General features: G+C 54.8%; 19 protein-coding genes and 1 tRNA gene. 7 read left to right on the top strand and 13 right to left on the bottom strand.

All coding sequences use genetic code 11. From position 1 onward, the window contains the following. The first annotated feature begins 16 nt into the window (after window positions 1-16). From glpX to QBD29_RS04525, 4 genes are all read left to right on the top strand, one after another. Entirely contained in the window at window positions 17-982 is a 966-nt protein-coding gene (gene glpX / locus QBD29_RS04540) for a class II fructose-bisphosphatase (protein ID WP_280100129.1), read from the top strand. Window positions 983-994: 12 nt separating this feature from the next. Continuing rightward, a complete protein-coding gene (locus QBD29_RS04535; RefSeq protein ID WP_280100128.1) occupies window positions 995-1,348 on the top strand; it encodes a hypothetical protein in 354 nt (117 codons plus the stop codon). Continuing rightward, window positions 1,345-3,090 (top strand): single-stranded-DNA-specific exonuclease RecJ, encoded by a 1,746-nt coding sequence (gene recJ, locus QBD29_RS04530; protein WP_280100127.1) that lies wholly within the window; start codon window positions 1,345-1,347, stop codon window positions 3,088-3,090. The genes QBD29_RS04535 and recJ overlap by 4 nt, the downstream gene beginning before the upstream one ends. 72 nt (window positions 3,091-3,162) lie before the next feature. Further along, window positions 3,163-3,237: transfer RNA gene (locus QBD29_RS04525), tRNA-Glu, on the top strand. A 71-nt stretch (window positions 3,238-3,308) separates the two neighbouring features. Here QBD29_RS04525 and QBD29_RS04520 read toward each other — a convergent pair. From QBD29_RS04520 to QBD29_RS04505, 4 genes are read right to left on the bottom strand one after another with little or no spacing between them, the layout of a single operon-like run. After that, a complete protein-coding gene (locus QBD29_RS04520; protein ID WP_280100126.1) occupies window positions 3,309-4,178 on the bottom strand; it encodes a spore coat U domain-containing protein in 870 nt (289 codons plus the stop codon). A gap of 60 nt (window positions 4,179-4,238) precedes the next feature. Continuing rightward, complete coding sequence (locus tag QBD29_RS04515; RefSeq protein ID WP_280100125.1) at window positions 4,239-6,653, bottom strand: fimbria/pilus outer membrane usher protein; 2,415 nt, start codon at window positions 6,651-6,653, stop codon at window positions 4,239-4,241. 21 nt (window positions 6,654-6,674) lie between these two features. Further along, entirely contained in the window at window positions 6,675-7,100 is a 426-nt protein-coding gene (locus QBD29_RS04510) for a fimbria/pilus periplasmic chaperone (RefSeq protein ID WP_280100124.1), read from the bottom strand. A gap of 24 nt (window positions 7,101-7,124) precedes the next feature. Then, window positions 7,125-7,616, bottom strand: a complete 492-nt coding sequence (locus tag QBD29_RS04505; protein ID WP_280100123.1) for a spore coat protein U domain-containing protein — start codon at window positions 7,614-7,616, stop codon at window positions 7,125-7,127. Window positions 7,617-8,011: 395 nt separating this feature from the next. Here QBD29_RS04505 and ggt point away from each other — a divergent pair, with 395 nt between their 5' ends. After that, the gene (gene ggt, locus QBD29_RS04500; RefSeq protein WP_280100122.1) at window positions 8,012-9,748 is read left to right on the top strand and encodes a gamma-glutamyltransferase; all 1,737 of its coding nucleotides are present in this window, start codon (window positions 8,012-8,014) and stop codon (window positions 9,746-9,748) included. 20 nt (window positions 9,749-9,768) lie between these two features. Here ggt and argE read toward each other — a convergent pair whose 3' ends face one another. Both argE and QBD29_RS04490 read right to left on the bottom strand, forming a co-directional pair. Next, window positions 9,769-10,926 carry an acetylornithine deacetylase gene (gene argE / locus QBD29_RS04495; protein ID WP_280100121.1) on the bottom strand — a complete coding sequence of 386 codons (1,158 nt, stop codon included), beginning with the start codon at window positions 10,924-10,926 and terminating at the stop codon, window positions 9,769-9,771. After that, window positions 10,926-12,119, bottom strand: coding sequence for a M24 family metallopeptidase (locus QBD29_RS04490; RefSeq protein WP_280100120.1), 1,194 nt, complete (start codon window positions 12,117-12,119; stop codon window positions 10,926-10,928). Before QBD29_RS04490 ends, argE begins: the two co-directional genes overlap by 1 nt. Before the next feature lie 199 nt (window positions 12,120-12,318). Between QBD29_RS04490 and glpK the strand changes: the two genes are divergently transcribed. Further along, a complete protein-coding gene (gene glpK / locus QBD29_RS04485) occupies window positions 12,319-13,782 on the top strand; it encodes a glycerol kinase GlpK (RefSeq protein ID WP_280100119.1) in 1,464 nt (487 codons plus the stop codon). Here the strand turns inward: glpK and QBD29_RS04480 are convergent. From QBD29_RS04480 to QBD29_RS04455, 6 genes are all read right to left on the bottom strand, one after another. Then, a complete protein-coding gene (locus QBD29_RS04480) occupies window positions 13,779-14,315 on the bottom strand; it encodes a VOC family protein (RefSeq protein WP_280100118.1) in 537 nt (178 codons plus the stop codon). The genes glpK and QBD29_RS04480 overlap by 4 nt on opposite strands. Before the next feature lie 129 nt (window positions 14,316-14,444). Next, window positions 14,445-15,701, bottom strand: coding sequence for an aminotransferase class V-fold PLP-dependent enzyme (locus tag QBD29_RS04475; RefSeq protein ID WP_280100117.1), 1,257 nt, complete (start codon window positions 15,699-15,701; stop codon window positions 14,445-14,447). A gap of 77 nt (window positions 15,702-15,778) precedes the next feature. After that, entirely contained in the window at window positions 15,779-18,253 is a 2,475-nt protein-coding gene (locus QBD29_RS04470; protein WP_280100116.1) for a TRAP transporter large permease subunit, read from the bottom strand. Window positions 18,254-18,373: 120 nt separating this feature from the next. Continuing rightward, the gene (locus QBD29_RS04465; RefSeq protein ID WP_280100115.1) at window positions 18,374-19,480 is read right to left on the bottom strand and encodes a TRAP transporter substrate-binding protein; all 1,107 of its coding nucleotides are present in this window, start codon (window positions 19,478-19,480) and stop codon (window positions 18,374-18,376) included. Window positions 19,481-19,609: 129 nt separating this feature from the next. Next, window positions 19,610-20,281, bottom strand: coding sequence for a TerC family protein (locus tag QBD29_RS04460; RefSeq protein ID WP_280100114.1), 672 nt, complete (start codon window positions 20,279-20,281; stop codon window positions 19,610-19,612). Then, complete coding sequence (locus QBD29_RS04455; RefSeq protein WP_280100113.1) at window positions 20,281-21,876, bottom strand: GMC family oxidoreductase N-terminal domain-containing protein; 1,596 nt, start codon at window positions 21,874-21,876, stop codon at window positions 20,281-20,283. The genes QBD29_RS04460 and QBD29_RS04455 overlap by 1 nt, the downstream gene beginning before the upstream one ends. A gap of 95 nt (window positions 21,877-21,971) precedes the next feature. On the opposite strand from QBD29_RS04455, the gene QBD29_RS04450 reads away from it, so the two are divergent. Continuing rightward, window positions 21,972-22,733, top strand: coding sequence for an IclR family transcriptional regulator (locus QBD29_RS04450; protein ID WP_280100112.1), 762 nt, complete (start codon window positions 21,972-21,974; stop codon window positions 22,731-22,733). A 5-nt stretch (window positions 22,734-22,738) separates the two neighbouring features. On the opposite strand, the gene QBD29_RS04445 is transcribed toward QBD29_RS04450, so the two are convergent. Then, complete coding sequence (locus tag QBD29_RS04445) at window positions 22,739-23,725, bottom strand: alcohol dehydrogenase catalytic domain-containing protein (RefSeq protein WP_280100111.1); 987 nt, start codon at window positions 23,723-23,725, stop codon at window positions 22,739-22,741. Window positions 23,726-23,727: the final 2 nt, after the last annotated feature.

Raw genomic sequence — 23,727 nt, 5'->3', positions numbered from 1 at the left:
AAGAGGACCCTTCGCGATGACCGATACTGCTGATTTTGCCGACCGTATGCTTTCCTTGGGCCTTGCCCGTGTGTCAGAGGCGGCAGCGATTGCTTCTGCTAAATTGGTGGGTCGCGGCGACGAAAAAGCTGCCGACCAAGCGGCCGTAAACGCCATGCGCGAACAGCTCAACATGCTCGACATCGCAGGCGTTGTTGTAATCGGCGAAGGCGAACGCGACGAAGCACCGATGCTCTACATCGGCGAAGAAGTGGGTACGGGCAACGGCCCGGGCGTGGACATCGCGCTTGACCCTCTCGAAGGAACGACACTCACGGCCAAAGACATGCCAAATGCGCTCACCGTGATTGCTATGGGTCCACGGGGCTCCATGCTGCACGCTCCTGATGTTTATATGGACAAATTGGCCATCGGCCCAGGCTTTGCACCAGACACAGTCACTATGCAAATGTCCCCACGCGAACGGGTCGAAGCATTGGCCAAAGCCAAGGGCTGCAAAACCGAACAGATCACAGTTTGCGTTCTGGAACGCCCTCGCCACGAAGCCATGATCGCGGAACTCCGCGAAACAGGCTGCGCCATTCGCCTAATCACTGACGGCGACGTTGCGGGTGTCATCCACTGCGCCGAAGCCGCCATCACAGGCATCGACATGTACATGGGCTCTGGCGGCGCACCAGAAGGCGTTCTCGCCGCTGCCGCGCTGAAATGTATGGGTGGACAATTCTATGGCCGCCTGACTTTCCGCAACGATGACGAACGAGGCCGCGCCAGCCGCGCTGGCATCACCGACTTTGATCGTATCTACACCCGCGACGAACTGGTCACAGCGGATGTGATCTTTGCCGCGACAGGCGTCACAGACGGCTCCATCCTGCAAGGCACGCGCAAAGACGGCGACTATATGGAAACCGAAACCATTTTGATGCGATCAAAAACAGGGTCCGTGCGGCGTATTAAATACCGCCAAAACAACCAATAACTTAGGGGCACCATGGCGCGTAAAGTCGGATTTGACAGGCCAGACACGGAACCGAAAAAGTCGATTGCGGACAGCTACCTCGACGAGTTTCGCAAAAAGCACAATCACGACCTTTCGCCCAACACACAGCCCATGCCAAAGGCCCCCAAACGGAAACGGGAATGGGTCTCGATCATCTTTATGATGGTGTGGATATCAGGCTGGTCCATTGGCATATTGTTTGCTCTCGGCGTTTTAATGTCTGGCACAGCAGACGCGTTTCTCATTATTTGGTTAGCCTTTGCCATTCTGGGCTGGTTTGTGGCTGTCTTTGTGCTGACCGCCTTGCTGCGCGGGCGTGAACCTTTTCAGAAGTCGAAAAAATGACCGCTTTTTTGGGTGTTTCTGCGTCCGCCACAGGGCGCAAGTGGGTGGGATTGTCAGAAAATGACGACCGCTTGGCACAATCCATCGCACAACAAACGGGTCTGCCAGCAACTTTGGCACGGACATTGGCCCGCCTTGGCGTTGCAGCGGAAAATGCCACCGCTTACCTTGCGCCATCTCTGCGCGATCTGATGCCCAACCCGTCGATCTTTCGCGACATGGACACCGCCGCAGAACGGATCACGCAGGCCATTGCCAAACACCAAACAATCGCAATTTTTGCAGACTACGATGTGGATGGTGGTTCATCGGCTGCCCTGTTGATCGACTATCTGCGCAACTTTAACATCCCCGCCACGCTCTTTGTGCCCGACCGCATTGACGAAGGCTACGGCCCCAACGAACCGGCCATGGCCGACCTTGCCGCGCGGCACGATTTGATCATCTGCGTGGATTGCGGAACCCTGTCCCACGATGCGATTGCAGCGGCCAAAGGGGCAGATGTAATCGTGCTTGATCACCACATGGGCGGCGAAACGCTGCCCCCTGCACTGGCCGTGGTAAACCCGAACAGACAAGACGAAGACAGCGAATTTGGCAATCTGTGTGCTGCGGGCGTGGTGTTCTTAACCCTTGTGGCTGTGAACAGAAACTTGCGCGAAAATGGTGAAAAGACACCTGATCTCATGGCCCTTTTGGATCTGGTCGCACTGGCAACAGTGGCCGATGTGGCCCCGCTAACGGGCCTAAACCGCGCCTTAGTGCGACAAGGACTGAAGGTCATGGGGCAGCGCAATCGCGTGGGCCTTGCCGCGCTGTCAGATGCCGCACGCCTGACCTCTGCCCCCAACAGTTACCATCTTGGCTTTGCTCTTGGTCCCCGCATCAACGCGGGGGGACGTATCGGCAAGGCGGACCTCGGCGCGCGCCTGTTGGCCACCACAAACCCTGACGAAGCACAGGCCATGGCGGACCAACTCAGCCAATTGAACGATGACCGTCGCGAAATCGAAGCACAGGTCCGCCTGCTCGCCATGGAACAAGCCGAAGAGCGCGGCTTTGATGCACCGCTGGTTTGGGCTGCGGGTAAAAATTGGCATCCTGGTGTTGTGGGCATCGTTGCATCGCGGCTCAAAGAAACATCGAACCGACCCGCGATTGTGATTGGGCTTGAAGGGGGCGAAGGCAAAGGTTCTGGACGGTCCGTGACAGGCATTGATCTTGGCTCTGCCATTGCAACCTGTGCGCGCGAAGGGCTTTTGTTAAAAGGGGGCGGGCATAAAATGGCCGCGGGCCTCACCGTTGCCGAAGACAAGCTCGAAGCAGCGATGGACCGTCTTGGCGAATTGCTGCGCAAACAAGGGGCCGATAAAATTGGGCCCAAGGATTTGCGCCTTGATGGGTCGGTGATGCCCTCTGCCATCACCACCGAATTGGTTGAACAACTGGAAATGGCAGGTCCTTTCGGGGCCGGCGCGCCTGCACCTCGATTCGCCTTGCCAGCCCAAAAAATCGCTTTTGCAAAACGCGCGGGCGAAAGCCATCTTCGCCTGACCGCTCAAGACGCCAATGGCGGACGCATTGACGCCATTTGCTTTGGCGCATTTGATGGTCCAATTGGCCCAATGCTGGAAAATCACAAAGGACAATCCTTTCATTTGGCAGGCCGATTAGAGATCGACGAATGGGGCGGACGGCGCAAAGCGAAACTGCGCTTAGAAGATGTGGCCCCCGCAGAATAAAAAGTGCGAATTTGCGAAAGAATCATCTTGAACCGCGCAAAGTCTCAGACTAAAAGCCGTCTCACAGATCGCGGTCCCTTCGTCTATCGGTTAGGACGCCAGGTTTTCAACCTGGAAAGAGGGGTTCGATTCCCCTAGGGACTGCCATCTGTTAATTCCCCCACAGTGAACGCCGGCCAAAACCATCAGCCACGCAGATGGGTCCGTCCAATCCTGTGTTAATACACCACCGTGACCACGACATTATCGGTATAAGTGCCAAATTGCGCCGACTGGCCCGCGTGGATTTTACCATAAACCGTAAACGATTGATTTGCGCCAATGCCTGTGGCGTTCACATCATTTGTGGCCAAATCTCCCCACGGCACGGCCCGATTGGCATCTTGGTAAAGCCCATAACTCAGTTCCGATCCGCCATTTCTCAGCCGTCGATCCGCAGGTCCCGACCCACCGCCTTGCCCTTGGGACAAGGTTACGGAATAATTTGTGTTGTCGGTACAGGCCACATTGATATTTGCGGTTTGCAACACAGGGTTAATCACCTGCGTGTTCAAGCTCCCAAAATTCATCGCCGACACGTTCAATTCACAACTGGCAACAACATCCGCACTCACTGAAAAGTCTGGGATCGTCGCATCGGACGCCAGCAACAAACAGGATGCTACGCCATAGGTGATCCGCGCATCAGATGGCCCCGAAAACGTGGATGTGTAACTCCCCGCATCCACCGCAACCGTATTCGATGTGATGGATGCGTAAATCGGAATGCTCACCGATCCACTGCCAAGGATGACAGGAACCAGAACAAACACCTCGTTCCATGTTCCATTAGAAGAGCTGTTACCATTGGGCCGAAGCTGATAGCTCAATTGCCCCCCACTGCCATTGCTCATGTATCGTGGGGAATTGTTGCTGCCCGCACCGCCCGACCCATCGCCAAGACGAATGCAAACACCCACAGGGGAAATCAATGCCCCCGTGCATTCCACCGTGACCGTACCCGATGTTTCATTGACCGCACCCGCACGCACGCTGATCGCGCCAAAATTGATCGGGGAAATCGTGGCGCTACAGGTTTGCGCCTGCACCGCCTTTGGCCCAAAACACACTGCAAAAAGTGCGAGACATATGCAAAAAACAATCCTCATTTATTGACACACAATTGGGCCAATGGCCTGCTGCAGCGCGCTTGTTTTCTTATACGTAAACTTGGCCTGACAGGGCCCTGCGGCCGTATCGATACGCAAACGATTGTTCGGCTTCACGTTTTCCACCCACACCAAACCATCATAACCCACAACGCTTTGCTCTCGGTTGCCATTCACTTTTACGTCCAGACCCGGACGAAGGACGTTGCCGTTTGCGTCTTGAACCGTGACCAAAACACCCTGTCCCTCAGTGCCTGAAAAATCCACAAATGCCCCACCACGACGGGCTGGAATAACTTCCATGGCGCTGGCATTCAGGGTCACGTGTGTCGGTACATCATTAACATCAACAGAAATCCGATTGCGTCGGAAAGACGTCAGTCCAGGAACCAACGCACGACCCGCAGGGCCAGTTTTGGCCACTGGGCGGTTTTGCAGATGCACAGGCACGTTGGCCACACCCGTATCCACCAGTGCAAAACTGTCATGGATCGCATTGCCCGCCGCCAGCTTCCCACCCGTAAAGACGATGGACCCCTCAACCACTCCGCGGGCAAAAGTGTTGGTAGAAGATCGGGACACCTCGCCGCTGACTTTGGCAAAACGGGTGCGATACGACCCACGCACGCTGCCAAAAGCATTGGTCGAATTATCCGCCAATTGCGCCTGATACCCGTAATCCCCAACCGCATCGCCCAACGGCCGTGACAATGAAATATTCGAATTGAGCGCCCCGCTCGCATCCGTCACCAAAGATGAACGAACTTGCGTCTTTTTGCCCAAAGGCACGGCAAGACTAAGCGCGATGCGGTTGTTATCCGTCACCAGATTATGAGAGCCAAAAACGCTAATCGACGCATCGCCAATCCCCAGATTGCGCGCGTACGAAACGGACGCGATTGCATCATCAGAACTGGCCCGCGCAGAGCGAACAAAGCTCATACCTAAATTCTGTCCCTGCTTTTTCATCGGCAGGCCGAGCGATAAAACATCAGTGGCTGTCGGAAACTCCAGCAAAGAGCCCCCCGTTTGAATGGCACCCGCGCCCAAGAAATCGACACCAGTGGCAAAGGCCAAATCCGCAAACCCTTCTTCGGCACGAAGGGTGCTGAACTGCACATCAACGTTTTTAATTTTTGTGCGAAATTCCCCGTGAAAAAACGCTGCGGTGTTGCCTTGGTATTTGCTTGCACCAGCCGATAGGGTCACTTCCGCACGGCGAAACGGGACGGTGGTAAATCCGATGCCACCCATCGACAAATCGTTTTTGCCTTCAAGGTGCGCTTCAAGCGTAACTCGTTCTGTGGCACCGTATTTCAGGCTGGCTGAATAAACAGTGTCATCGCCATATTCGTTGCTTTGCGTGCCAAACGCCTCGCGGGCTTTGCCAGCCTCAAACGAAAAATCAAACCGCCCTTTTTTCAACAGATTACGCGACGCGAAAAAGGAAACTTCTTCGGTGCGTTCATTGCCGTCTGCATCGCGGATAACCACAACGGCATCGCCTGCGCCACTGAACACCGGCACATCATCCAGCAAAAACGGGCCAGATCCGACCTGACCAGAAAAGGTTCGATTGTTTTCGATGAAAACATCAACCGTCGACGGCACAGCGGCAGCGCCCTCAAAGGTGAACAATTGCTCGGTCACAATATCAGACCGCAGGCTGAAATCTTTGCGAAACTGCACACCGCCCATGCGGATTGGACGGCTCCATGCGACGGTGGAGCTTTGGAAGTCTCCAAAAGAAAGGCTAACGGCATGTTTTGTGTTGTTAAATTCAAGACGCGTTTCTTGGCGCACGTAATTCACTTTGGCCACATTGGTGGCATCCGCGCGAAAAAAACCTGTGTTCGACAGCGTTCCGAAAGGCGCGTAAATCCACCCATCAACAGACCCTGTTAACCCCGTGAAATCAAAATCTTGCGTGGTGGAGTCAGGCCCAAATTCTGTGGCCAAAGCATAATTGACCACCGCACCAAAGCTGCGTTCAGGGGCCACATGGGATGCACGCCGTGACCCTGACAAAACCTTTGGCAAACGGGATCGGTTCGGCACTGTGATATAGAGCCGTTGCCCCGTCGAATCATACACATATTCCAACCCAGAAATCGTATCGAGGTAAACATCTCCGCCAATACCAAACGGTGGGCGGATGCCGACTTCGGTCAATTCACTGCGTGTCGAGGAAAACCGATTGTTGGTGTGATGCGTGAACTCCGCAATCAACTGCGTGCTTTCCCCGTTAATGAACACCTCCAGAAACAAAGGGGTGGTCGCGGCGGGGGCGGCGATTTGCGCTGCCTCAACCACCGCAGATACATCCACGTCATCTGTGGCGGTCTGCGCTTGGGCCATTTGGCCCCAAACAGCAGCGGCCAAAATCGCCGTTTTCGTCCAGTTTTTAACCATCATGATATGCCCCAAATCAGATGGTTAAGAGGTAAAGCACAAAGGCAAAGAGTGGCGCACTTGCAGCTTAACCACTTGGCCTTTGACGGGGCGTCCAGGCAAACGATCCACCAAAACGCGATAGCATTCCCGTTTGCGAACAGCGCGTTTTTTGGTGCGCACGACCCGCACGGTTAATTCTTGGCGTGGTTTCAATTTTGCAATGGGCGGGCTGATCACCACATCGCGTGTGGGTTTCATCCGGCTTGGGTCTTGGCCTTCTTTCCATGACATGACCCGCATTTGCAAAACTGCGGTTCCGCCGCCTTCGGCCTTAACCGTGAGCGTGGTCTGAGACCCTTTGTTTGGGACCTCCAACCGCGTTGGAGATACCGACAAAGATTGTGCCTGCGTCACCGCAGGGGCCAGTACAAGACAGGCTCCTGCAATAATTTTGATCGCTTTTTTCATTTTTTCCCTACTCGATTTTTTGGATTAGTATGTCAGGGTGACCAAGATGGTGTCGGTGTACACGCCTGCTGTGTAACTGCCGCTTGGGATTTGCCCGTAAACATTGATCAACAACGGAACCGCCGCACTGACGTCGCCGTTATAGATTTCGCCATCAATGGCCACTTCGGATGCGTGTCCGCTGTCGGAATGGATGTTATATGGCAGAAAAGCCGTACCACCGTCTGACATGCGGCGCTGGCCCCCTGATGCGTTGTTGCCGCCCGCCATATCAACGGTCACACCCGTTTTCGCGGATGTGCAAACCACGGTCAGGATACCATTCACGGATTCATCGGTGACGCTGCCCCCGTCAATAGTGGCAAAGGCCAACGCTGTTGTCGCCGTAATCGCGCACGTGTCCGCCACGGTTGCTGTCACTGCAAGGTTCGCCGTGGATTGCGCAGCCATCACAGGTGCCGTTGCAGCAAGGAACCCTGTTACCAAAGCCGCTGATTTCACTGTCATACGTTTCATGTCTCTTCCAATCGTTACTCATTTTCGGCGCAACCCAACGGATTTGGGGCGCAACCGCGTTACATTTGATGAGGGTAGACTCACGAAAAATCTGGGCCAAAATGTGTTCAAACGGTGAAATTTACCATTTGATAAAAACTTAACATGTTGAATTTATTGCATTTATCATGTTAAATAGTATACTCTGCCTGATCTCACTTGCCTCTTGCCTCGTCACATTTCCCTTGGTTTTAAGGGCTGCTGCTGTCTCGCAACTTATTGGGTCGTTCTTAACGAACTGTTGTTTTCCCCCCTGTTCACACCAACAAATCGTTAAAAATCTATTAAAATTTATTGTGTATCCGCGCTATTCAGAGTGCAGTGTCACACCACCGCATTAAAATAAGGCAGGTTTCATGGCTCGTATTTGCATCGTTCTGACCGCTATTTTGGCGTTCGGCTCATCCGTTTTCGCACAAGAATTGCCCCGTGCCGCGCAGGCCGCCCTTGCGGCGCGAAACGCTGGGCAATCAACCACAGCGCAAAACTGGATGATCAGTGCCGCCAATCCGCTGGCCGTTCAGGCGGGCGCAGATGTTTTGCGCAATGGCGGCACCGCAGCGGATGCGATGGTTGCGGTTCAGGCCGTTTTAGGGCTGGTGGAACCACAATCATCTGGCCTTGGCGGAGGCGCGTTTTTGGTTTGGTATGATGCGGCAACAGGGGCTGTCACCACACTCGACGGGCGCGAAACAGCCCCACTTGGCGCCACACCAACACTGTTTCAGGATGAAACAGGCGAACCATTAAAATTCTTCGATGCGGTTGTCGGCGGGCGATCTGTCGGCACACCTGGCACGCCGATGCTCATGGCCCAAGCCCATAAAAGATGGGGAAACCAACCTTGGGCCACCCTGCTCGACCCCGCGAAATCCTTGGCAAGTGATGGGTTTTCCGTATCCCCACGGCTGGCAGACAGCATCGCAGCTGACCCAGACCGTTTGTCCCGTTTCCCCGAAACCGCCGCCTATTTCTTTCCAAATGGCACGGGGCTTGTGGCTGGGGACGTGCTGAAAAATCCAGACTACGCTGCCACATTAACCGCATTGCAAAACGACGGGCCAAAAGCCTTTTATACAGGGCCAATCGCCCAAGACATCGTATCCACCGTGCAAAACGCACAAGGAAACGCAGGGGTCTTATCCCTTGTGGACATGGCAATATACCGTGTGAAGGAACGCGCCCCTGTGTGTGTCACCTACCGTACGTATGATGTCTGTGGCATGGGACCACCCTCTTCTGGTGCGCTGACAGTTGGACAAATCCTAAAGCTGATTGAACCCTTTGATATGGCCACACTTGGGCCGGATGATCCTGAAGCATGGCGCATTATTGGGGATGCCTCACGGCTCGCCTTTGCCGATCGCGGGCGTTACATGGCGGATAGCGATTTTGTCCCCGTCCCGACCAAAGGACTGGTTGACCCAAAATACCTCGAAAACCGCGCAAAACAGCTAAACACCGACACGGCTTTGGAAAAGCCAACGGCAGGGGAACCAGACTTTGATCACACGTTTATCTGGGCCGATGACGACAGCATCGAACTCCCCTCCACCTCTCATTTTTCCATTGTGGACAGCTATGGAAATGCTCTGTCGATGACGACGACTGTGGAAAACCGCTTCGGCTCACGCCTCATGTCAGGGGGGTTCATCCTCAACAACGAACTGACTGACTTCTCATTCCGCACCAACCGCGATGGCAAACCCATCGCCAATGCGCTCGCGCCCGGCAAACGGCCTCGCTCGTCGATGTCGCCCACAATTGTGCTGAAAGATGGAAAACCAGTCCTTGTCATCGGATCACCCGGCGGCAGCCGCATCATCGGCTTTACCGCCCAAACCATCATCGCGCACATCGATTGGCACATGGATATCCAAGCCGCCATCGACATGCCCCGCCGCGTCAACCGCTGGGGCACATTCGAACTGGAGGACAAAGGCGAAACCAAAACGCTGCAATCCGCACTCGAATCCATCGGCTTCAAAGTAGAAGTCAAACCCATCAACTCTGGCCTGCACGGCATTGCCATCGGCGACACCCTGACAGGCGGTGCAGACCCCAGACGCGAAGGCATTGCGCTTGGGGAGTAACGCGCCCCAAGCGTAACACTTTAGTCCTGCAACTGCCCCGCCACACGGGACAACATCTCAAGACAAGCGTTCAATTGATCGCGGCTGACAAATTCATCAGGCTTATGCGCCTGCTCAATGGACCCTGGACCACAAATCACCGCACTGACACCCGCCTTTTGAAACAGCCCAGCCTCGGTCCCAAACGAAACAACATCCGTTTCATTTCCACCTGTTAAACGGCGCACGATGGCCACGGCCTCGCTGTCAGGGTCTGGTTCCAACCCTGCCACTTCGCTCGTGAATGTTTCTTCAATCCCCGCAAGCGGAGACTTCGCCTGCATTTCAGGAAGCAACACGTCTTGCGCAAAACTGGCGATTTCACCACGCACATACTCCAGATCAGAGGCCTGAACAGGCCGCATTTCCCAGCCCACCGATGCCTTATTCGGGATCACATTATGGGCCACACCCGCCTCAAGCATGCACACCTGCAATGTGGTGTGCGGCGGATCAAATCGCGATCCTTCAGGGGCACGATCAGGCAAATCCTGACGCAACCGCATCAGTTCCGTCACATATCGGGTGGCATATTCCAGCGCATTCACACCCAAATCGGGCAGCGATGAATGCCCCTCTACCCCCGTAAATTCAACCGTATATTCACAACACCCTTTGTGCCCTTCAATGATCCGCATCGACGTCGGTTCACCAATAATCGCCGCACTGGGCCGCAACCCCGCCTTAACCATCTCATCCACCAGAACCCGCGCCCCAAGACAGCCCGTCTCTTCGTCATAGGTGAAAGCAAAATGCACGGGGCGGGCCAGATCAGCGGCAGCAAATTCAGGCGCAAGCGCAAGGCACGCCGCGATAAATCCCTTCATGTCACAGGTGCCCCGCCCGTACAAAAGCCCCGCTTCTTCACGCAACAAAAACGGATCGCTCGACCAATCTTGCCCCGCCACAGGCACCACATCCAGATGCCCAGACAGGATCAAACCGCCCTCTACATCTGGGCCGATGGTGGCAAAGATATTTGCCTTTCCAGGCGTGTCAGACGACACATCAATCCGCGCGCCAAGCGGCGCCAAATACGCCACAATCCAATCCACACAGGCCTGATTGCTGTCCGTTGAAATCGTCGGAAACGCGACAAGCGTCTCCAAAATCTCAATCGTTTTTGTCAGCTGATCCATCAGTTTTTCACAAACAATTTTCGATCTACATTGGCCAGCGGCTCTGCCGCCCCACCCTCGCGAATACGCAGGGTTTCGGTGATCTCAAGCCCCCACTCGGGCATCCACAGCGCTGGCATAAAGTGAAACGTCATATTCTCCTCAAACACCGTCTCATCCGACGGCCTGATAGAAAACGTCCGCTCCCCCCAATCAGGCGGATAGCTCATGCCGATGGGATAGCCGCACCGCCCTTCCCGCTCCACACCATGTTTTTCCAAAACCCCATAAAACGCCCGCGCCACATCGCCCGCCGTATTGCCAACCCGCGCCGCATCAATGCCCGCGTCAATCCCTTCGAGCACAACCTCTTCCGCCTGTTGGATATCCGCAGGCGGCTCCCCCAGCCAGATGGTCCGACACAACGGCACATGATAGCGTCGATGCACCCCTGCAATTTCAAAGAAAGTACCAGAATTGTTCGGAACAGGTTTGTCATTCCACGTCAAATGCGCCGCTGCCGCCTCGTCCCCCGTTGGCAAAAGCGGCGTCAGCGCAGGATAATCCCCGCCAAACTGAACGCCGTCTTCTTCTGCCCCCCAAATGGCTGTGTGCCAAATCTCCGCCGCCACTTCATTCTTGCGTTTGCCAGGTTCGAACACCTCAAAGATACGTTCGTGCATCCGTTCCACAATACGCGCACCACGGCGCATATAAACCAATTCCTGATCCGATTTCACCGCGCGGCACCAGTTTACAAGGGCCGTGACATCCGTGGGCGATTGCCCAATCTCTGCACATAAAACTGCATGGGCTTTGGCAGTGTAATAGTAATTCTCCATTTCAACACCCAGTCGAAGCTGCGCCCAGCCGCGCTCTTTCAACAGGGCAGCCAGATGTTGCATGGCGTGACGCTCTGTGGACATGACATAATCGTCAGAATACCCAACGATGTCATCCAAACCCATGTAACAAGTTTTCGTCGCCCCAACCGCATCCATGGCACGGCCCCAGAAAATCGGATCCCCCGTTGGGCCGATGATGACACCCTGATGCACATAGAACGACCACCCGTCATACCCCGTTAACCATGCCATGTTCGACGGATCGCAGGTGAACAGCACCTCGATCCCTGCTGCATCCATTTTGGTGCGCACTTTGGCCAATCGCGCGGCATATTCGGCGCGGCTGAAATTCAACTCTACATCTGGCATTGCGGTCTCCCTCTTGCGCCAAAACGCTAGACGAATTCGGGGGAAACGCAAAACAGTTTCACGCCGGTGCGCACCATATTCGTTACCACATCCTTAACTTAGACGCTTCATATATGACGCGTCTAAGTTAACCTCCTGTTTACCTTTGCACCGCCCCAAACGCTCGTGCTACCCCAGTGGTCAAACAAGGGAGACACCGATGAAATACGTGCTGGCCATCGACCAAGGAACCACCTCCACCCGCGCCATTCTGTTTGATGCGGCGATGCAGCCCGTGGCAACGGAACAGATGGAATTTACCCAGCATTTCCCAAAATCTGGCTGGGTCGAACATGATCCAAACGATCTGCTAAACACCACCCTCAAAACCTGCAAAGACGTCATTGCAAACCACGGCATCACCGCAGACGACGTCACCGCCATTGGTATCACCAACCAACGGGAAACCACACTCGTCTGGGACAAAACCACGGGCAAAGCCGTCCACAACGCCATCGTCTGGCAAGACCGCCGCACCGCCCCGTTCTGCGCCGAGTTAAAGGCGGAGGGGTTCGAATCCGAGATCACTCACCGCACGGGCTTACTCGCCGATCCTTATTTTTCGGGCACCAAACTGCGCCACATCCTGCAAACGCAGGACAACAGCCAAAACCTGCTGTTTGGCACAGTGGACAGCTTCCTCATCTGGCATCTGACCGAAGGTCGCGTTCACGCCACAGATGCCACCAACGCCTCGCGCACCATGCTTTACAACATCCGCGTCGGCGCTTGGGATGAAGTCATCTGCACCCGTTTCGACATTCCCATGCACATGCTGCCAGATGTGCGCGATTGCGCGGCCGATTTTGGCTCCACCACCCTGTTTGGCGGCAACATCCCAATTCTTGGCGTGGCAGGCGATCAACAGGCGGCCACGATCGGGCAAGCCTGCTTTGATCCAGGCATGATGAAATCCACCTACGGCACGGGTTGTTTTGCGCTTCTGAACACGGGCGACACGCTCGTCACATCACAAAACCGCCTGCTCGGAACCATCGCTTATCAGTTCAACGGCCAACCCACCTACGCGCTCGAAGGCTCCATTTTCGTCGCAGGGGCCGTGGTGCAATGGCTGCGCGACGGCCTCAAACTGCTCGCAAATGCGCCCGAAAGCCAACCCATGGCCGAAGCCGCCGATCCCGAACAAAACCTCTACATGGTGCCAGCCTTCACAGGCCTTGGCGCGCCCTATTGGGATGCCGACAGCCGCGGTGCGATCTTTGGCCTGACCCGCAATTCTGGTCCAAATGAATTTGCCCGCGCCGCCCTTGAATCCGTTGGCTACCAAACCCGCGACCTGATCGAAGCCATGCACGCAGACGGCGCCCCAACAGACGGCGAAAACGTCCTGCGCGTGGACGGCGGCATGGCCGCCAGCGATTGGACCATGCAGTTCCTGTCCGACATCCTCGGCGCTGCCGTAGACCGCCCACATGTGCTGGAAACGACCGCTTTGGGGGCTGCATGGCTCGCAGGAATGCGCGCAGGGCTCTACCCCACACAAGACGAATTTGCGAAAACATGGACGGGTGAAACCCGCTTCACCCCCAAAATGGATGGCGCAACCCGCGATGCCAAATACGCTGGCTGGCAGGATGCGATCAAACGCACCCTCACCACTTAACGCTTCGACAACTCCGCCAAAGCGTCTGCCACATCGCCTGTTTCAATGGCCAAACCGCCCCGCTCCAACCGCAATTGATGGGCGCGGTTCAACACGTCACCGTGTGTTTTGCCCTGCGGCGGATCAAATTTGTAACTGGCCAGTTCCACCAACAATCCCATCGGATCACGAAAATAAAGGCTGTCCATAAAACCGCGATCTTTGATTCCACTGGATCCGATCCCCCGCGCCTTTAACCGTTCCTCAGCCAGTCGAATGGTGGCCTGCGCCACCCAGAATGCAATATGATGCAGCGACCCTGGTGCTTGTGCCAACTTTTGGCTCGGTGGTTTGCGCCCTTCTTCGGTGAACACGGTCAACGTGCGTCCATCGCCCGTATCGAAATACAAATGATTGATCGACGGCTCGTCCAAATTAGGCTGCTCAAAAATCAAAGGCATGCCCAGCACACCTTCCCAAAAATCAACAGACGTCTGACGATCTGCACCATTCAGCGTGATATGATGAATGCCTTGTACTTGAATAGGTGTCATTTCAGGTCTCCTTCTCTGACCCAAATGTAGATCAGACAGAGCAATCCGTCATCAAAGCTAAGCGAACTTCACTGTTCGTCTCAAAGGAACACCACGCGCATGTTTCTTTGTTCCCAAAATACTCAAACCCTATTTCTCGCCAACAATCCCCTGCATCACACCCAAAAACTGCGCCACTTCGGCCTCGGTGTTATAGTGACACATGGACACGCGCACACAAGTCTCCAATCCCAACGGATCAAGGATATTACCAGAATAATGATCCGCCTTGCGCACATGTGTGCGGATGCCTTGTTCGTTCAGCGCGGCCACCACCTCTTGTCCCGTCATACCGTTCACAGTCAACGAAACCAGCCCCTCACGCAGCGGATTATCAACGCCGCCAATGATCGACACGCCGTCCATATCAGCCAGCCCTTTCAGATTGCCAACACCGTGCAGCATCGCATCCGTTAGGTCTTTCTCATGGGCATGAATTGCCGCCCCCGCTGCCACAATCCGCTCCCGTCGATCATCGCTGTCCGATATCTGCGCCCCTAACCAATCAAAGTAATCGACAACATCTGAAAACGTGGCATAGGCCCCTGTATCTCGGGTGCCAAATTCCCAGTTGTCTGACGGTCCACCAATCAGCATATCGTGGTTCATCGCCCCCAGACGGTCTGACACCCACGCCACACCATATCCATGGCGCGAAAACACCTTGTACGGCGACACCGCATACCCATCCACGCCATATGCCGCCAAATCCAGCCGCCCATGTGCCGCATGCTGAATGCCATCTACAATAATCAAACACGCGGGCGCACGTTCGCGGATCACCGCTGCCACAGCCTCCACATCCACCGCCATCCCCGTCACGGGGGAGGTGTGTAGGATCGTGGCCACCCGCGTATCGGCCGTAATATGCGCCGCGTAATCCTCCGCCGAAACCGATCCCGTTTCATCATTGTGCGGAACCGAAACATAGTCCTTCCCCGCAATCTCCGCCCATCGAATGGCCGCAGATCGGCTCGCAGGATGCTCAAGCGAACTGCCCACAACACGCCCACCTTCGGCACTTTCCACAACGGCAGTACGGATCATCCGAAACAGCAATTCTGTCCCGCTTTCCCCCACGAAAAACTGGCCTTCTTTGGCGTTAAACAACACCTCCATATCGTCCTTGGCCTTGGCAATCACACGCATCAGCTCTGCCGCCGCCACATTGTCACGGCCCTGATTGTCTGGAATGGCCGCATAAAACGTGGATGTCTCTACGGCGGACTTCAACGTCAGCGCCCCACCCGCGTTTTCAAAAAACACGCGCTCCCCTTGAAACGGACAACTGTCCACATGGGCAAACCGCCCACGAATTTCATCAATCAAACCGTCTTTAGAAAACATTTGCGCCTCCGATGATGTTGGTTCCATGGAACCCATCGGAGGCGCAAATTCAAGCGTTATAATTCAGCGTTACGACGTCACCCGCCGCTCATCACCCGTGGCAACCACAGAACTAACTGAGGGAACACCAACAGCAGGATCAGGCCTGTCAACTGCACCAGCATGAACTGCATCATACCGATGTAGATGTCTTTCAGGTCCCAATTCGGCACAACCCCTTTCAGGAAGTACGCCGACAAAGCCACAGGCGGACTGAGCCACGCGGTTTGCAGGTTCACCGCAACAAGGATACCGAACCAAACCATCATGTCATAGCGATTCAACCCATGCAGATCGAGCGCATGCACAACCGGCAACAGGATCGGCACAACGATCAGCACAATCGGCACCCATTCCAGCGGCCAGCCAAGCAGGAAGATCAGCGCCATCACCAGCAACAGCATGATGTAAGGCGACAACTCCATCCCCAGCAGCAGTTTGGTCATCAGCTGCGGTGTGCCCAGAGCCGAGAATTCCGCACCAAAGAAGTTGGACGCCGCCACCAAGAACATAATCAGCACGGTGATTTCCAAAGCCTTGATCAAACTGTCAAAGAAACTGGAGAAAGTGAATTTACCGTACCCAATGGACAGAAGGATCGCACCAAAGGCACCCATCGCCGCCGCTTCTGCAGGTGTTGCAAAGCCGAGAAGGATCGAGCCAAGCGCAAAGGAAATGAGGATCGTCGGTGGCATCAGCCCCGCAAAGAACTCATCCCACAGCGGCGCAAAGTAGAACCCCTCTTCTGCGTCTTTGCTGTAAATCGGGCGACCCAAGATGGCCAACAGCACAACAAATGCAGCCATTGCAATCGACATAATCGACAGGCTGCCATCCTCACCCATATTCCCGAACACCATATACAGGTGGAACAGCACCGCCAAAGGCACCGCAATGCGCAGGATCGCCAGCTTGCGATAGGCTTGATAGGCCACGGCCATCACAATCAACAGCATCAGCAACCCACCAAACGGAACCACCCCGCCAAATGCGCCGCCAAGGCCCAAACCAAACACACGACAGATCGTCAGAATACCCAGACAGATCAAGGCAACCTCTGCGCCATAGAAGTTCGACGTTTCAGGTTGGTCCTCTTCGGATAGGATTGGACCCAAATCTGGGTTAATCCAACACCGCCCCAGCGTATACAGCAGGTAAAGCGAAGCAAGGATCGCCCCTGGCACAAACGCCGCACGGAACAGATCAAGCGTGGAGACCTCAAGCACAGGCCCCATCACGATCAACATGATCGACGGTGGGATCAGAATACCAAGTGTCCCGCCAGCTGTAATCGTACCCGCCGCCAGTTTCACATCATATCCAGCACGGCTCATCGTGGCACCCGCCATAATACCCAGCATGGTTACAGACGCACCAACGATACCCGTCGCTGCCGCAAAGATCGTAGACACGATCAAAACCGCGATAAACAACGCACCGCGCACCCGCGACATGATCATCTGGATCGACGAGAACAGGCGTTCCATCAAACCAGCGCTCTCCATCACAATCCCCATCAGCACGAACAGTGGCACCGCCATCAGCTGATCGTTCAGCATGGTAGAGTTGGTGTTCAGCGTCATCAACAACGTGGTCAGTTTGAAGTTCGCACCCCAAATCCCGAACACAAAGCCAAGGAAGATCAGCGTAAAGGAAATCGGGAAGCCGATGAAGATCACGAACAACATCGCACCCAGCATAATCAAACCAATCGTTGGTTTAGACAGCCCAGGGCTCGCCGACATGACACCCGTGAACCACTCACCGCCCGGCACCACATCAGGTGCAAAGATCGCAAGCGTCAGCCACACCAAGCCAATCAGATAGATCGGCAAGAACATAACAAACTTGCGCTCGCGTTCTTTACCCATCTTATGGAAAGCACGGAAAATCTCAGGCAGGCCTTGGATCAGCAGCAGGAAACCACCAATCGGCATCGCAATACGTGCAGGCCACAAAATCGGCTGCCACGCACTATCCAGCGCCATGCGCTCGCCCGTTTCATAGGACAACCACCAGAATTGGCTGGCCACCACGGTGAAAAAGATCATCGAAGGAATAAAGAACAATAGATACGCAACCGCATCCATCGTCGCCTGTGTCTTGTCAGACCAGTTCCGATAGAGGAAGTCCGCACGGATATGCACACCGCGCATCAGGCCGTAACCCGCACCCGCCATCCACAACACACCCGCAATCATGCGGCTCAGGTCATAGGCTTGCAGCGTCGGGCCAAGGCCCAAGGATTTGGCCAAATCGCCAAACCCAGCATCCACCAAAATAGAATCCAAGTTGCGCGAAATGACTTCCCACACAACAATCGCGATCAGCGGGATCATCATCAACGCAATGATCTGCCCCGCGCGATAGTTAATCACATCAATCACAGCAGTGATCGGACGTTGCCACGGCGTCATATCCTCGGGCGTTTCACCTGGGGCTTCGGCACGGCGCTCCGCAATCAGTTCATCTGCAATTTCAAGATTCTCTGGAATCGGTTCTTCAGCAGCCATGATGTCTCTCCCTTTTATATTTATCAGCCATTTGCTTGGCTTCTTTTTTGAAAAAGGCGTTTGCCCTTATCGAAAAAGAAGCGCGGGGCCCGCGAAGGGCCCCGCACCGTAAGACAAGTCTTACTTCAGAGTGTCAGCGTGTGCTTTACCCAAAGACGCGTTAGACGCCTGTGCGCCAGCCCAGAATGGAACAGCGATGTCAGCAAAGTCTTTCTGAGACTGCCATACTTCTGCGAAGAAGGCGTTCTCATCAGCCGCAGCTTGCAGCGATTTTTTCGCAGCAGCCATGTACTCGGTGAAGTAGTCAGCTGGTGTGTCTTCCAGAATAACGCCGTGGTTGTCTGTCAGGTCTTTCAGCGCCTTGCCGTTTTCGTAAATACGGTAAGACATGGACTTAGACAAAGACGCGTTTGCAGCAACTTCCAGCGCTTTCTTTTCCAGATCGGACAGACCGTTGTAGAAATCGCCGTTTACATACATGTCAGCGTTCACAACAACCTGGTGCAGACCCTGAAGGTAGTAGTGCTTCAGAACTTTCTGGAAACCAAACACAGAGTCAGGCTTCGGGCAGCACCATTCAGCCGCATCGATTGTACCTTTTTCCAGCGCTGGCAGAATGTCACCACCGCCCATAGCTACAGCAGGAACACCGATTTCAGCGTAAGCAGCACCAACCATACCTGGAGGAGCCCGGAAACGCATTTTACGGAAGTCATCCATAGATTTGATCGGCTCTGGGAACCAACCCAATGCCTCTGGACCAACTGGCTGCAACATGAAGCCTTTTACGTTTACGCCCATTTCGTCCCACAGACGGTCGTACAGCTCTTTACCGCCGCCGAACTGGAACCAAGACAAGAACGCGATGTTGTCCATGCCAACACCAGCGCCCGCTACAGGTGCGCCAAACAGGTTGGCTGCAACGTGCTTACCACCCCAATAGTGTGTCCATGCGAAACCGCCTTCAACCAGACCGGCGTCAACCGCGTCCATGATGTCGCGTGGGCCAACAACGGCACCCGCTGGCAGCACTTCGATTTTCAGTGACCCCCCTGTCAACGCAGCAACGTCGTCACCAAACGCGTTCAGCATGACAACTTCGTCAGCTGTTGTTGGCAGCACGGATTGAATCCGCAGTACTTTTTCCGCGAACGCCGCGGATGCGAACAAAGATACACCAACCGCCGTCGCGACTGCACCCTTTGTCAAAGTTTTTAAAGTGAACATAATGTTCCTCCCTAGGTTAACCTTCTGACTTTTTATCCCGAACCCCGAAGGCAATAAGTTCGGCTTTTATTCAATCAGACCGCCCACTGAACAGTGGTATGACCTGTTGAAAACTCCCATTCTGGGGCGCTAATGCCCCCCTTTGCTCAGTTCATATCCTTCAATCAAACCCAACATCGGCAACACACCATTGTTCGCGTCAAACGTACCGCGATAGAACATCTCTGCCGCAACATAGACCAGAACGATCAAACCGACCCAAGAAATCCAAGGATATCTCGTCAGCAATTTCATAATCAGCGTAGCAGCGAACGCCATAAGCACAATGGCCAGCGCCAGACCGACGATCAGCTTGGTCGAGTCCCCATCCGCAATGGCCGCAACCGCCAACACATTGTCCAAGGACATGGACACATCCGCAATCGTAATAGAAATAAGGGCTGCGCCCATCGTGCGGCGCGGTGGACCTGTATATCCAGCCTCTGGATTCTCGGCATCTTCCAACGCTTCGGCCGCGTGTTCATCCGTTCCTTCGCGGATTTCCACAAACAACCTCCAGCAAACCCAAAAGAGCAGCACGGACCCAACGAACAAAATGCCCGGAATCCCCAGCAATTTTGTTGCAATAACCGCAAAGACGATTCGCAGAACAGCCGCAATCACCATCCCATACAGGATCGCTTTCTTGCGCAACTCAGGTGACAGGCCAGCCGCCGCCATGCCAATAATCAACGCATTATCCCCTGACAAAATCAGGTCAGCGATGATAATTTGACTGTAATCAATTACAGATTCCCACATTAGTTTGCGTCCTCCAAGACCATGCTCGCAACCTTTTCACCAATCATGATGCAAGGCGCATTTGTATTTCCGCTTGTGATGATTGGCATGATCGACGCATCCGCCACCCGCAAACCTTCGATTCCATGTACCCGCAACCGTGGATCAACAACCGCTTGGTCGTCTTTGCCCATCTTGCAGGTTCCAGTGGGATGATAAATTGTAACAGACGCTTCGCGCGCCCAATTCAATGTCGCCTCATAATCACCCATCGCCACACCTTCACCCGGTGCATGCTCTTCGGTGATGAATTCGGCCAATGGGTTGGTGCGCGAAATCTTTCGTGCGATCTCAATCCCAGCCACAATCGTGCGCTGATCCGTTTCTGTTGCCAGATAATTCGGATGGATCGCAGGATAATCGCGCCAGTTGTTTGACGTCAGCTCCAAATGGCCCGCACTTTCAGGACGCATCTGCAAAACAGACGCAGTAAATCCGCTGAACTTATGCGGCCCATCTGCGGGCTTATCCGCGCTGAACGGCTGAATGTGGAACTGAATGTCAGGCGTTGCCAAACGCTCATCGGTTTTCAAAAAACCCGTCCCAAGGCTCGCTGCCATCGTCATCGGCCCAGACTGCGTGGTCAAAAACCGCAAGCCAATCATGGCCTGCTTAAACATGCTGTCGATTTCAACGTTGATCGTGCTGAGCGTTGTTTTGAACACAGGTCGCGCCTGCAAATGATCTTGCAGGTTCTTCCCCACACCGGGCAGATGCTTCACACCCGCAATACCAACCGATTTCAAATGCTCGGCATCACCCACACCCGATAGCATTAGAATTTGCGGCGACCCAATTGCACCCGCACACAAGATCACTTCCTTGCGCGCCTTAATCGTCTTCGACGTGCCACGCACATTCGCAATTACACCCGTGGCACGGCCCTCTTCGATGATCACTTTCTCGGTCTGCGCCCGCGTGATCACGTCAAGGTTTTTGCGCCCCCGCGCAGGTTTCAAATACGCCTTGGCCGAAGAACACCGCAAACCGCCGCGCTGGGTCAGTTGGAAATATCCAACACCTTCTTGATCGCCGCTATTGTAATCTGGGTTCTTCTTGTACCCCGCATTCACCGCGCTTTCGATCCAGTGATCCACCAGATCACGTCCCGCCCGCGTTGGCGAAACGGTCAAAGGCCCATCTGTCCCGCGATCCTCTGATCCTTCGCCTTGCCAGCTTTCCGCTTTTTTGAAAAACGGCAGAACATCGTCCCAACCCCAGCCTTCATTGCCGAGCTGCCGCCAGCCGTCGAAATCCTCCGCCTGACCGCGCACATAAAGCAGACCATTGATCGACGACGATCCGCCCAAAACCTTACCGCGTGGCCATGGAATACCACGTCCGTTCAGACCCGGATCAGATTCCGTATGATACATCCAATCGGTCTTCGGATTGCCCATGGTTTTGAAATAACCAACGGGGATATGAATCCACGGATTCGTGTCCTTGCCACCCGCTTCCAACAGCGCAACCGTATACTTTCCCGACTCAGAGAGCCGAGCAGCAGCAGCACAGCCAGCCGAGCCAGCCCCTATGACAACATAGTCAAATTCCAAAAATTCCCCATTTCGTCAATTATTGAGACTTTTTGTCTTGTTTTTTGGTGAAATCAAGCTAAACAGAGATTCGGACGGATTGCAAAGGAAAAGTCGTGGCCGCAGAAGAGAGAATTCCAACAAACCTGCGAATGCTCCTGATTTTAGAAGTTGTCGGAAACAGCGACACGCCACTCACCCCGACCGAAATCAACGCCAAACTTGGCCTGCCCAAACAAACCGTCCACAGATTATGCTCCACATTAGAAGCCGAAGGGTTCCTCACCCGTTCAACAGACGGCAAACGTTTGTGCCCAGCGCGCCGTCTGATGGACATGAGCGCGGGGCTCGTCCAATCCAATCGCGATCAGATTATCCGCCATCAGGTGCTTGAAAACGTGGCCCGTCAGGTGCGCGAAGCCGTGAACTACGTGGTCCCACAAGAAACAGGAATGCACTATCTCGATCGCGTCGATACAGATTGGGCGTTTCGCATTCAATTGCCAGTGGGCACAAACGTCCCATTTCATTGCACCGCCAGTGGCAAAACCTACATGGCATCCCTGCCCCCCTCCGCACGCAAAGCTTTTGTGATGGGATTGGATTTGTCACCGCGCACCGACAAAACACACACCAGCGCGTTAACCCTGCTCGAAGAACTCGCCCTCACACGCAAACGCGGCTACGCCATCGACAACGAAGAATTCATGGACGGCATGGTCGCACTTGCCGTGCCCGTGACTGACCCCCAGGGGCGTTACATCGCATCTTTGGCCATGCACGGTCCCAGCCCGCGCGTCACACCAGAATCCGCCATCGCCGAACGCTCCATTCTATTGGGCGGCGCGGAACAGCTTCAGTCTATCTTGTTTGGGTAAATCGCTTAATTTGGCCGCAGCACAATTTTAGGTGCGGCCACTTTGCCCGCCAGAATGTCCGCAAACGCCTGTGCGCCATCATCCAATGGGCGTTCTTCGATCCAATTCAGATTGCCAAAAATCCCATCGAAAATACCTTGCGCCGTGTCACGGAAGTCCTGCGCAGTATAGGTGTAGGTCCCGATAAACGTCACCTCTTGCAACGTCATGCGTCGCACATCCAATCCTTCAATACTGTCACCAAGCCCCACATGCACAACCACACCGCCCGGAGCAACCATCGCAGTGGCGGCCTTGCGCGTGTGTGAAATGCCAACGCAATCGATGATGATGTCGAACCCTTCGCCAGCATCGGCAGGGTCGCAAACACGAAAATCACCCAGCCCGTTCAACACATCGTGCCGCACCGTGTTCGGCTCTGCGATGGTCACGTCTGTCGCGCCCATCGCCCGTAAGCTCAACGCTGATCCAACCCCAATCGCGCCACCGCCCTGCACCAGACATTTGGCCTTCGCCAAATCCCCAAACAGCGCATCGCGCCCCAGCCGAACCGCATGCCAACACACGGCAATCGGTTCTGCCAGCGCGGCATGTTCAATGGCTACACCGTTTGGCACGTCTACCAAGTTGGATGTGGGCATCACCAACTGCTGCGCAAACGCCCCCTCGCGGGGCTGCATCGAAATGATCTGACGTGTTTGGCACAGGTTTTCACGGCCCTCCAAACAATACCGACAGGCGCCACAAGTCACGAGCGGATTGACCGTCACGTTTTTACCCGCCATCGGCCCAGACAGCACCAAACCTGCGGCCTCATGCCCAAGGATCAGCGGTGCTGGCCGCCGCTCATCATGCCCCAGATAGGCGTGCATGTCTGATCCACAAATGCCAACGGCATCCACGCGGATCAGATTGTCATCCCCACCTGCGCTCAGATCATCGCGCTCATGAATCTCGAGCGTTTTGGGCCCTGTGTAGACAAGCGCTTTCACGA

It is taken from the genome of Amylibacter sp. IMCC11727, from assembly GCF_029854195.1.
GTDB lineage: Bacteria > Pseudomonadota > Alphaproteobacteria > Rhodobacterales > Rhodobacteraceae > Amylibacter.
The sequence above is the reverse complement of the archived record's forward strand: the minus strand, read 5'-3'. Positions and strand labels throughout refer to the sequence as shown.